The sequence below is a fragment of the Vibrio sp. R10-SG3-ISO3 genome, assembly GCF_059834225.1.
Genome location: NZ_JCBDHE010000044.1, coordinates 32,614 through 45,032, shown reverse-complemented (window position 1 = coordinate 45,032; position 12,419 = coordinate 32,614). Strand labels below are relative to the sequence as shown.

9 protein-coding genes are annotated in these 12,419 nt (G+C 50.0%); 2 read left to right on the top strand and 7 right to left on the bottom strand.

Annotated elements, in window-relative coordinates:
- Window position 1: 1 nt before the first annotated feature.
- From AC6R1A_RS12610 to AC6R1A_RS12600, 3 genes are all read right to left on the bottom strand, one after another.
- Entirely contained in the window at window positions 2-952 is a 951-nt protein-coding gene (locus tag AC6R1A_RS12610; RefSeq protein ID WP_500632609.1) for an iron chelate uptake ABC transporter family permease subunit, read from the bottom strand.
- On the bottom strand, window positions 945-1,901 hold the full coding sequence (locus AC6R1A_RS12605; protein ID WP_500631605.1) for an ABC transporter permease: 957 nt from the start codon (window positions 1,899-1,901) through the stop codon (window positions 945-947). Before AC6R1A_RS12605 ends, AC6R1A_RS12610 begins: the two co-directional genes overlap by 8 nt.
- Window positions 1,902-1,970: 69 nt before the next feature.
- Complete coding sequence (locus tag AC6R1A_RS12600) at window positions 1,971-2,879, bottom strand: siderophore ABC transporter substrate-binding protein (protein WP_500631695.1); 909 nt, start codon at window positions 2,877-2,879, stop codon at window positions 1,971-1,973.
- A 270-nt stretch (window positions 2,880-3,149) separates the two neighbouring features.
- Here AC6R1A_RS12600 and AC6R1A_RS12595 point away from each other — a divergent pair, with 270 nt between their 5' ends.
- Window positions 3,150-4,115: a LysR family transcriptional regulator gene (locus tag AC6R1A_RS12595; protein WP_500632610.1), complete on the top strand. Its 966-nt coding sequence runs from the start codon at window positions 3,150-3,152 to the stop codon at window positions 4,113-4,115.
- 141 nt (window positions 4,116-4,256) lie between these two features.
- Entirely contained in the window at window positions 4,257-6,239 is a 1,983-nt protein-coding gene (locus AC6R1A_RS12590) for a TonB-dependent receptor domain-containing protein (protein WP_500632611.1), read from the top strand.
- Between the two features lie 177 nt (window positions 6,240-6,416).
- Here AC6R1A_RS12590 and AC6R1A_RS12585 read toward each other — a convergent pair whose 3' ends face one another.
- From AC6R1A_RS12585 to AC6R1A_RS12570, 4 genes are read right to left on the bottom strand one after another with little or no spacing between them, the layout of a single operon-like run.
- Entirely contained in the window at window positions 6,417-6,989 is a 573-nt protein-coding gene (locus tag AC6R1A_RS12585) for a DNA-3-methyladenine glycosylase I (RefSeq protein ID WP_500631608.1), read from the bottom strand.
- A 34-nt stretch (window positions 6,990-7,023) separates the two neighbouring features.
- Window positions 7,024-10,173 (bottom strand): efflux RND transporter permease subunit, encoded by a 3,150-nt coding sequence (locus AC6R1A_RS12580; RefSeq protein ID WP_500632612.1) that lies wholly within the window; start codon window positions 10,171-10,173, stop codon window positions 7,024-7,026.
- Window positions 10,160-11,254: an efflux RND transporter periplasmic adaptor subunit gene (locus tag AC6R1A_RS12575; protein WP_500632613.1), complete on the bottom strand. Its 1,095-nt coding sequence runs from the start codon at window positions 11,252-11,254 to the stop codon at window positions 10,160-10,162. The genes AC6R1A_RS12580 and AC6R1A_RS12575 overlap by 14 nt, the downstream gene beginning before the upstream one ends.
- On the bottom strand, window positions 11,254-12,285 hold the full coding sequence (locus AC6R1A_RS12570) for an efflux RND transporter periplasmic adaptor subunit (protein WP_500632614.1): 1,032 nt from the start codon (window positions 12,283-12,285) through the stop codon (window positions 11,254-11,256). The genes AC6R1A_RS12575 and AC6R1A_RS12570 overlap by 1 nt, the downstream gene beginning before the upstream one ends.
- Window positions 12,286-12,419 lie beyond the last annotated feature (134 nt).

Genomic DNA, 12,419 nt, shown 5'->3' with positions numbered 1-12,419 from the left:
CTTAACTGAGTTTTTCTCTGCTCAACAACATTAAGAAATAGGCACCACCGACAAAGTTGATGATGACACTAATCGTGGTTTGAAAATCTAATAGGTTCTCAACCATCCACTGCCCACCTACCAACATGACAATCGACAGCAAACTGGCACCAACCAGTAACACTCGATGCTGATAGGCGCGAAACAACTCGCGCGTCAGTGCCACCACTATCAGACCAAAAAACAGCACCGGACCGACCAACACTGTGGAAATGGAAACCAAAATGGTGATGGCAAACATCACCCTCATCGTCAGCTTTTGGGTATCGACACCGAGACTTTTCGCGTTCGCCTCTCCAAGCCAAAAAACGTCCAACTGTGGAGAGAGATAAAAGAGGTACGCCGCGCTCAAAGAGAGAGGCAACAGACTCCAGTAGACCAAGTCACCGTTGATGTTATTGAAACTCGCGAACATAGACCCCTGAATCATGATAAATTCATCGGGATCGACAATCATAGTGAAGAAGCCGGTGACGCTGCTAAATAGACTGCTCAACACCACGCCAATCAGCAGCAAGGTAAACAGGTTTCGCTGCGCCTTTTTGAAGTAAAAGCCAAACAGCGTCATGGCGAGCAACAACATAATCGACGTGGAGAGCAAAAAGTTGATGCCGCTGTTCACCACCCACACACTCATACTGCCCAACGTCACCACCAGCAAGACCTGAATCATCACATACAACGAGTCGAAGCCGAGAATACTGGGGGTGAGGATTCGATTGTTGGTGATGGTCTGAAACACCAAAGACGACGAGGCAATCGCCACCGCCGCAATCACAATCGCCAGCACTTTAGGGATGCGACGCGACAAGAAAAACTGATAGTTGTCGACGGTCAGCCCTTTCCCCAAAAAGTAACCGATAAACAGCAGTGACAAGGCCGCCAGCAACGCCATTTTTACGCCATTACGCATTGCTCTTATCCCTTAGAATCAGTGTCACGAAAATGGCCCCGCCTAGGATGCTGATGATCATCGAAATCGGTACCTCATAAGGGAAAATGATCACTCGTCCTAGCACATCACAGATCAGCACAAGCAACACCCCCCAATACGCTGTCCAGGGGAGATTGCGGCGCATGTTATCGCCCATAAACAGTGACACCACATTAGGCACAATCAAACCTAGAAAGGGAATCACGCCGACGATCATCACCACAGAAGAGGACAACACCGCCACCAGCAGTACGCCCACAGTGACGATTCGTTGATAGTTGAGACCGATATTTCTCGCAAAGCTCTCCCCAATGCTCGCCGCGCTAAACCGACTCGCGTAGAGGTAGGCCAAGATCGACGTCGGGACAGCAAGATAAAGCACTTCATAATTGCCTTTGAGAACGGACGCGAAATTGGCCACTGTCCATGAGCCTAGGGTTTGCACCAAATCGTATTTGTAAGCAATAAAGGTGGTCATAGAGGAGACGACATTGCCGTACATGATCCCAATCAATGGCACCAGCATAGCGTTCTTAAATTTCAGCTTTTGAATAAAACGGACAAAGATCAGCGTTCCAAGCAGAGCAAAACTCATAATGATGGTGAGATGCAGCCAGCTTTGCGCCTCGGAGAACAGCACTAGTCCGATAATGTAGCCGAGCATAGCGCAGTCAACCGTCCCCGTGGTCGACGGGGCAGCAAAGCGGTTTTGAACAATCTGCTGCATGATCAAGCCCGCCACACTAAGCCCTGCGCCCGCAAGCCCTATCGCCAACAGCCTTGGCAGCCGACTGGTCACAATGATGTCGAGCGTGTGACTGTCACCAACCATCAGAGACGACAAATTGATCGTCGCCACACCCACAAATAAAGAAGCAATACTCAGTGTGCACAAACCAAGTATTGCGAAGAGAATTTTGTTATTCATTACATAAAGTAGACGGATGGCCGACACCATCCGTCGCTGTCTCAAGGATAAAATTTAAACGTCAGAGGCTCAGTGGAACACTTTTTCGACGTCGGCCACCATGGTTTGCGTTGAGTGGTATCCCCCTGCGGTCAAGTACCACGCAGCAGGGTCCAAAAACACAATGCGGTCATGCTGGGCGGCGGGTGTGTTGTTGACCAAAGCATTATCAAACAGCTGTTTAGAGACATTATTGCCCGCGCCAATCGCCTGCTGTCTATCAAGGATAAACATTACATCCGGTTTGGCGTCAGCGATGTATTCAAAGGAGATCAAGTTGCCGTGTGTCGCAGCGACGGTCTCAACATTTTTGCTTTCGTTGGTATGGAAACCAAACTCGTCATACACAATCGAGAAACGACTTTGATGACCAAACATAGAAATGCGATTGCCATTGTTCATCACGGTCAACGCGCTGAACTCACCAGACTGCGCTTTCTTCGCGACGGCATCAAACTGCGCTTGCACGTCTGCGATCATCTGCTCAACACGCTCGGATTGACCAAACACATCCCCCATCACACGCCAGTGATGCTGCGTCGTTGTCCAGTAATCCGCACTGTCAATTTGGTACATATAGGTCGGCGCGATGTCAGACAAAGCAGAGTACATTTCCGCTTGGCGCCCTTCAGCAATGATCAAATCCGGTTTCGCCATGTAAATGGCTTCAAAATTGGGTTCTTTCAAACTGCCCAGCGACGCATATTGCTCCGCTTGATATTGACTAAGGTGCTCTGGGATCAGTTGCTTCACCACACCCACCACTTCAACATTCAACTCATCGAGCAAATCCAACGCGCCGTAACTAAGCACTACCACGCGTTTGGGCTGACCTTCAATCTCAATGCTACCCAAATTGTGTTCGATTGTTTTCGCACTTGTCCATGTACTTGCCAGCGCAACTGCACAACCCAATACGATGTTCCAAGAAAATACCATGTTTAAAGAAAAAGCCTTAAGCCTTGCCATACGGAGGTTCCACCTTTACCTAACCACACTCAATGACAGGATGTATCACTGAGGATTCACGACATCACCACGTTTAAGGTGTTGTTCCATCTTCAAATATTGAATCATTCTTCTCACCAATAGTTGGCAGCTAAAAGGCTATATCGCAAATGGTAACAAGAATGATTCTTGATTATGATTGAGAATATCAGCTAATATCAATCCGTCAATAGGATAGTTTCCATACTGGTTATGCAGAAAATGAATTTAGATAAGGTTGACTTAAACTTGCTGGTGATTTTGAAACACCTGCTGGAGGAAAAACACGTCTCCAATACCGCACTGACCCTCCATATGAGCCAACCCAGCGTCAGCCGCGCATTGAACAAATTGCGCGTACTGTTTAACGATGAGTTACTGGTTCGCACGTCCCAAGGCTACGAACTTACCTCCAAAGCGACTCAGTTGCAGCAAGAGCTTGACGGGTTACTCCAGCGACTAGAACGCTTTGTCAATGGCGGACAATTTATCCCACACGAGTCGGAACAAACGGTGCGGTTTTTCGGATTGGTTCCGCAAATCAACTGGTTACTGCCACCGATTCTACGTCGTATTCGCCGCTTAGCGCCGAATCTGATTGTCGATTTGGATACGGTGCCAAAACGTCATTTTGATGCGCTCAATGAAGGTAACGTCCATTTTGTTCTTTCAACCATCGAACCGAGCAACAGCGAGCAAAACCTGTATCGCATGTTCATCCGTTCCCGTGATTTCCGACTGCTGATGAGCGAAGATCATGAATTGGCGAAGCGCCCTATCACAGTGGATGACCTTCGCCACGCCCATTTCGGTCAAATATCCATCCAGGGTGGTAAAACACTCTCCATCGAGCCCCGATTTAGAGAGCTGGGCTTACTGGCCAAAAACGAAAAACTCTCTACACCAGTGATGTTGACCAACTTTAACGCTGCCGCCAATGTCGCTCAGGAAACGGATCTGATCTTTCATCTTCCGACCCCGTTCGCCGAGGAGGTCGCGGCCGGTAAGCGCTTAGTGACTCGAGAAGTGCCCGATGCCATCAAGTCCTCATACCAAAACATCTACTTGTATTGGCACAAGCGCTACCACTTGGATCCCATGTGTGTCTGGGTACGTGACCTATTTCGTGAGCACTATCATCACGAGCAAAAAAACGTCGCTAGGCGGCATGACGAGCAAGCGAAATAGAATAAAAAACGCACAGGTTATTCATTAGTTGAATAACGAGCATGTAAAAATCGTATGAAACTTTGATTGCACTTTATCACTCATGCATATGTAATGCGAACCATTCTCATTGGTAATTACATTAAGGATAAAGTTCATTCCATGAATCGTTTCACGTTAACCCCCATCGCTCTGCTTGTCGCGTCTTCTCTCCCTACTTTTGCGGCCAGTGGCGAAGAAACGGAAAAATTTGATGAACAAATGGTGATCACTGCCACGCGCACCGAAACCACGCTGGCGAAAGCGCCCGCTTCAGTCTCGGTGATCACCCAAGAGCAAATCATCGCCGAACCTTCTCTCGCATTGAATGATTTGGTTCAGTACGTCGCTGGCGTCGAGAGCCAAATGGACGGTGGGCGCGCAGGCCGTAAAAAGATCTCAATTCGTGGTATGGACACCAAGTTCACCATGATCCTGCTTAACGGCAGAAAACTCAGCTCTTCTAACGCTATTTTCCGAGGTAACGACTTCGATTTAGCGACCATTCCTAAAGAGAGCATTGAAAGAATTGAAGTGATACGTGGACCTATGTCTGCACTGTATGGCTCAGAGGCCCTTGGCGGCGTCATCAATGTCATCACTAAGCAACCAACTAACGACTGGCAATCTCAAATCAACACCGATTATGCCTACCGAGATGATGACAAGGGCAGCGAATACAGTGTTGGCTTTAACACCTCGGGGGCTTTGATTGACGACGAACTTTATCTCGCGTTGTCCATCAATAAAAGCGGCCGTGACGCTTACCACGCTTTCGATGGCACCGCTTCCGGCCGCAGTGGCGAGTATGATCGTGCAGATGCAACAACACTAGAAGAGCGTGAAACCTTGGCCATGAGCGGTAACCTTCAATGGTACATCAACCCCAATCATGACCTCGCTTTCGATTTCGCATTCAATGATGACGATCGTCAAGGCGTGATTGAATCTACCTCGGGATTAACCGAATCAGACGCGACCATCAAGCGCGACATGCAAGCACTCACCTACAATGGCGCCTTCAGCTGGGGTGATGCTCAGCTTAGGTACAACCGTGATTCCGTCACCAGTGAAGACGCGGCCGATACGGATACGGCGGTCAACGATGTCATTGAGACCAATCAACAGCTTTACGGTCACGCTACGACCTTTATCGCCAACCACACCCTAACCATGGGCGGCGAATGGAGCTACGCCGAACTCGATAATCCTGAAAGTTTGACGGTCACCGGTAAAGCAGACGCGCACGAACAAGCGCTCTTCGTGCAAGACCAATGGGCGCTTGGTGACGCATACACCCTCACATACGGCACTCGCTTGGACTTTCATGAAAGCTATGGCAGTCACTGGAGCCCACGTGCTTACTTAGTCAATACCGTCACCGACAAATTGACCCTTAAAGGGGGTGTGGGCTCAGCGTTTAACGCGCCTTCGCTATTGCAAACTTCATCGGAAAACATCATCAATAGCTGTAAGGGCAGTTGCCAAATCAGTGGTAACCCGAACTTGAAGCCAGAAACCAGCGTCAGCTATGAGGTTTCCGCGATTTATAATGAGCAAGATTGGGGCGTCGAAGCGAGTGTATTTAGAAATGATATTAAGAACCTGATTGATCGAGATCTGTCCGATGGCAGTGAAGTCGGCACGGGCCCCGATGGCCAACCGATTTACACCTACTGGAACATCAATAAAGCGATGACTCAGGGGATTGAGTTGTCTGGCCACATTAATCTCACTGAAAGCTTGGAACTGAACGCCGCCTACACCTATCTCGATACTGAAAACAAAGAGACCGGTGAAACCTTGGAGAACCGACCTAAGCACAAAGCCAACGCTCGACTTACTTGGTACGCGACCGACTGGTTGGATACCTTTGCTCGTGTGAATTACATTGGCGATACCACTCTGAGCGTGAGCGATGACATCACACGCCCAGCGGTGACCACCGTCGATTTAGGTATGAATTATCACTTCCAGCAAGAGTGGCGCCTCCGAGCTGGCGTGCGTAACCTCACCGACGAACAATATGATGATTTAGACGTGACGCAGCGCGGTTATAGCGTCGACCCTCGCTCTTGGTACGTGGGACTGACGGCAAACTTCTGATCCCTTGAGTGATCGTTTTGAGTGATTGTTGCTAGCTCGAATTGCATACCAAAGTTTCATCGTGCGGAGCAACAAGCGAAACGTTAAAAGTATACCGATACGATAAAGGGGCTTGATAGCCCCTTTGCTTATTTACGTTACTCCGTTCACTTTTGTACGTTACTGAGTTCACTTGGCTTATGCGTGTTGAATCGTGGTTTTCTCCCGGCAGAAACAGTCCAAATCATGATCGAAGACTACCCCAACCGCTTGCAGATACGCATAAAGCGTCGTACTTCCCAAGAACTTAAATCCACGCTTTTTCATCTCTTTAGACAGTTGATCAGACAATGGCGTGGTGGCCACAGGGAGACGCTCTTCACTGCGATTATCGACGGGCACCCCTTGGACGTATCCCCAAATAAATGCACTGAATGAGCCAAACTCCTTTTGCACCTCAAGAAAGCGCTGAGCGTTGTTAATTGCTGCTTCAATTTTCGGCCGGTGGCGGATAATGCTGGCGTCTTGCATCAGTTGCTCAACCTTTTTGGCATCAAACTGTGCGACCTTCTGCGGGTCAAAGCCTGCAAACGCACGGCGATAACCCTCGCGACGCTTTAAGATGGTGTACCAACTCAACCCTGCCTGCGCGGACTCGAGAATTAAAAATTCAAACAACACCTTATCATCATGGACAGGCACGCCCCATTCATTGTCATGATAAGCCACGTAATCTGGCTTTGATTCATCCACCCAACGGCACCGTTGCATGCGCTCTCCTTTTCTTGGTTGTTCTAACTGCGAGTTACTGAGTCGCCTCTTGCATACCCTGTGCTGAAGGGTCACTTGGCTCTCGACCATTCGGCACACATACTGAGTGGAATAGGCGATACAACACGGGTACCACAATCAACGTCAGCACGGTGGCAAACCCAAGACCAAACATAATGGTCACGGCCATCGGTTTAAAGAAGATGTCCGGTAGCAGCGGTATCATACCTAAAATGGTAGTAATCGCCGCCATACACACCGGACGTACACGACTCAGCGCCGCATCCACCACCGCGACGTAGGGATCTTTACCCAGTTTCATCTCTATCTCGATCTGATCCAGCAGCACAATGCCGTTTTTCAATACCATGCCAGACAGACTCAAAAAGCCGAGTAGCGCCATGAAACCAAACGGTGTATCCAGCAGCAATAGTCCACTGGTGACACCAATCAGGGCCAATGGCACGGTGCACCAGACGATGATCGGCTCTTTGATGGAGTTGAACAAGAACACGGTGATCAAGAACATGAACAAATAGCCCATCGGCATCGTAGTAAATAGCGATGCTTGCGCATCGGCGGAAGACTCATACTCCCCGCCCCATTCGAGCGAATACCCCGGCGGGAACTCGAGCGCTTCTATCTTGGTTTGTAAGCGACTTTGCAGAGTGGCCGCTGTTTCTTCGCCGAGCAAGTCTGGGTCAGCCATGACAGTCAACATACGTTTGCGGTTTTTACGCACAATAATCGGGTCTTCCCAGCGCATGTCATAACCTAGCGTGACTTGCTGCAGGGGAATAAATTCGCTCAGTGCAGGGCTCCATATCTTCATCCCTTCGATGTTGCGAATATCCACCCGCTCTTCCTCAGGCAGTCTTGCGACAATTGGCATCAAGGTCGTCCCATCTCGGTACACACCGATGGAGAGCCCAGAGAACGACATCGAAAGAAAATCGTCAACATCGGATTTTGTGATGCCGTAACGTCTCGCTTGGCTTTCGTTGAACTTGGGCTCTAAAACCTTAGTGCGCTCACGCCAGTCATGACGGATGTTGGTCGCGCCAGGATCGTCACGCATGATGCCCTGCACCTCTGCGGCGAGCGAACGCAGCACCGTTGGGTCGGAGCCAATCAGGCGCGCCTCAATTTTTGCGCCACCGCCCGGGCCGAGCTCAATCTTCTTCAGCTTGTAATTGACTTCCGGAAACTGCTGCTCAACGTGGGCACGAAATTTCACCATCAAGGCATCCAAAGATTCATAGCTGGTGACTCGCGTGGTGATCTCCCCATAAGCTGCGTAGCTTTTCTCCGGAGCATACGTGAGCATAAAGCGCTGCAAGCCTTTTCCGGCGGTCGTGGTGACATGCTCGACGCCATCTTGTTGAGTGATCCAACTCTCTAACGCTTTGAGCTTAGTGTTGGTCGCGCGAATGTCCGTCCCTTCTGGCAACCAAATATCCGCCTGAAACATGGGCGTGGTCGATGAGGGGAAAAACGCCTGCTTAACAAAGCCAAAGCCATACACACTGGCGGCCAACCCCACCACCAAGACGATGACCGTGAACCAAGCTTGGCGCATACACAACTGCAAAAAGCGTCGATAGACGACAAAGATAATCCCATTGTAGGGATCGGCATCCTCACTGCCCGCGGCGTTTTTTTGCCCTTTAAAGAAGATATCAGCAAAAAACGGCGTAATCGAAATCGCGGTAAACCAACTGAGCATTAACGAGATAAGCAACACGGTAAACAAGGTACCGCAATACTCACCGGTCGAGTCTTCAGACAGCCCAATAGGCGCAAACGCAGTAACCGCAATCACCGTCGCACCGAGCAGAGGCCACTTGGTTTGCGTGACGATATCCGTCGCGGCTTGCAGTCGGGTGCGCCCTTTTTGCGTGCCAATCAGTATCCCTTCCACCACCACAATCGCGTTGTCCACCAGCATACCAAGTGCGATAACCAGGGCACCAAGCGAGATGCGCTGCAAATCGATCGCAAAGTACTTCATAAAAATAAAAGTACCCAACACGGTCAGCAGTAATATAAGACCAATCAAGAGCCCGGAGCGTAAGCCCATGAAAAACAGTAGCACCACAATCACAATCGCGACCGCTTGGCCCAAGCTGACCACAAAGCCACTCACTGACTTGTCGACTTCCTTCGGCTGGCTGTAGATTTCTGCAATCTCGACGCCTACCGGCTGCTGATATTTCAACTCAGCCAAACGGCGATCAAAACGCTGCCCTACTTCGACCACATTCACCCCTTGCGCAAAAGAGACGCCGAGGTTGAGCGCCAAATGGCCGTTAAAGGTAATAATGTTGCTTGGGACTTCGATGTATCCGCGCGTAATCTCGGCGACGTCCCGCAGATAGATAAGTCCTTGTGCGCCCGATTCTGTCAAAATCAAGTCGCCCAACTGGTCGACATTTTGAAACTCACCCGTCGGCTGAATGCGAATGTATTCGCTGCCAATGCGCACCGCGCCGGCATCCGAGACCACATTTTGTGTCGAAAGCAAGTTAAACACCGTGCTCGGTGATAACCCGAGGCTACTGAGGCGCTTCATGGAAATTTCGATAAACACTTGCTCTTGTTGCTGACCACTCACCGAGACTTTGCTGACACCGTCTATCAGTTCAAGCTCTCGACGCAGATAGTCGACGTAATCAAGCAGCTCTTTGTAACTGTAACCATCTCCGGTGACGGCGAGCAAAATGCCATACACATCACCAAAGTCATCAATCACTTGTGGATCATTTACCCCAGGTGGCAGCGAGCCTTTGAGGTCGTTGACTTTGCGGCGCAACTCGTCCCAAATTTGCGGCAGATCATCCGGCCCGTAGTTGTTTTTCATGGTGACGGTGATTTGCGATAAACCTCGACTGGAAATGGAGTTCACTTCATCGACATAGGTCAGTTGCTGAATCGCCTTTTCTAGTGGGTAAGTCACCTCTTCTTCCACTTGCTGCGGTGTGGCACCGGGATAGGAAGTGACGACCATAGCATCTTTGATGGTAAAGGCAGGGTCTTCCAAACGGCCCAAACCAAAGAACGCCGCCGCTCCACCAATCAAAAAGATCAGTGAAATCATCCAACTGATGACTCGATTGCGAATAAAGTACGCGGCGATGCCTGTAATGTCGTCGTCTGCGCGTGGCGTTTGATTAGAGTTCGTCATGCTGCGCCTCCTTGGCGATGACTTCAACTCGCATTCCCTGTGTCAATTTCCCGAGCCCTGCGATTACGACTTGTTGACCCGCTTCCAGGCCTTCAAGGATCTGCACCGATGTTTTGGTCGCCTTGCCAGTCACCACGGCTTGCTTGCTAACCGTACCGTCATCGTCTAGACGCCAGATGAAGGTTTCGCTACGCGCCAGTGCGTCGCCATCGGCATTAAATATCGCTTCAATCGGTACTTGTACCCCTGCTGATAAATTCAAGCCTGCGTTTTCCCCACGTGAGGTCACTTCGACCGCCATGCCGTCCAAAATGTACTCCTCTTCTGGCATGGGCATTGATAAGGTCACGGTGAAAGTGCCCGTTGAGGGATCGGGCTCAGTGGTGAACGCCTTGATGGTTGCTGAATATTCGTTGCCACTAGGCACACGAACCACCGCATCGATTTTTTCCAGTTTGGCTTGCTCTGGTTGGCGGGCGTAGAGTCTGTCTGGCAATTGAATCACCACTTCGACGTTGTCTAAGCTGTGAATGTTCACCACTTGCTGACCCACTTGAATATTTTCGAACTGATCCACCGCCACACGTGAAATCACCCCATCGACGGGTGCCAATAATTGGGTAAACGAGAGCCGCAACTTAGCCAGTTGCAGTTCTGCGAGCGCAATTTGGCGGTTCGCGGCAATTTCATCAAACTGAGACTTCGCCAACAGCCCTTTATCCACCAAGGGTTTTGAGCGGCGATATTGACTGTCAACCACGGTGTATTTGGCACTGGCGTTGTCGACATCCAACTGGTAGTCGGTTGGGTCAAGCACGGCGATGACGTCACCTTTTGCGACTTTATCCCCTTCTTTGACATTCAATTGGCTAATTTCGCCAGCGACACGAAAACTAAGATGAGCTCGGTCAGCGGCATTGGCCACCGCAGGAAAAAAGAGGCTATCACCGCTGAACTCGCTGCCGACGCTCGCCACTTTAACTTTAGGCAAGCCAAAATCTAAGTAGTCCGCTTCTCTTTCACAGCCAAACAATACGCTGGTGCACAGCAAGGCGACCGATGTGGTCCATATTCTGTTCATCACAACCCCCGCTCTTTAATCCATTCACGCACTTTGATACCTGCAGTCATGCTGTTGACCCCAGAGGTGACTATTTGGTCGCCATCACTGAGCCCCGACACCACATAACGGCGCTCATCCAATGTGACTGGCGCTTTTTCCACTAGACCTTGGTCATCGACTCGCCATACATAAGTGACACCGTCTTGTTCAAGCAGTGCTGATTTCGGGATGGTTGTCGCTTCTCCGCTGCCCGCGGTGACACTGACAATGCCAGCCATGCCAGGCAAAATCCCGACATCCGTTGGGCGCTCCATAATCATGGTCACTTTGTACGATCCGGTTTTGGGGTCCGCTTCCGTATCTAACTCTTGAAAACTCAGCGAATATTGGTACTCAGGAAAGGCGTCAAAAGTCATGACGGCTTGGGATCGTGCCCCTCGCGCAAAATGATTGAGCAGGTAGTCTGGCAGTTGGAACACCACTTTCATTAATTGATTGGTTTGAATATTCATCACTGCTTGCTTAGCAGCGACATATTCAAAGTTTTCAGCGGGAATCAACGAGATGGTGCCATCATAAGGCGCAAGTAAGCGTGTGTAGCCCAGATTCGCGTTGGCTTGATCAAGCTGTGCTTTTGCCGAATTGTGGTTGGCTTGCGCTTGGTCAAAATCTTGCTCGGAAACGACTTTATCTTCACGCAGTTTTTTATAACGGCGATATTGCACGTCAGCCAGTGTGAACTGCGCGTTGGCTTGCTCGGCAAGTAAGGCATATTCATCGGGGTTGAGGGTGGCTAACACTTGACCACGCGTGACATTTTGCCCCTCGCGCACATCAATGGTTTGCAGCTGCCCAGGCACGCGAAATGCAAGAACGGCGCGATCTCCGGCTTCAGAGACTGCCGGGAATTGACGTTCAAATTGCGTGTTGCCAACCGAGACGGTAAATAATTTCGCCGGACGAGAGTCTGGCTCAGGGACAGGGGCAGGCTCTTTTCCGCAGCCACTAATCAGCGCGGCGCCCACCACGAGCGTTAAGGAAGTTCGCATAGTCACAGTTCCATTGTTCGCTATTCATCTATTTAATCCAACTATTAATAAAGGTAGATGATAGCGATGCACGCTTCCATAACAGGGATAATAAATTATTATGAAAATTAGGGATTTGGCCGAGTTTTAGACAT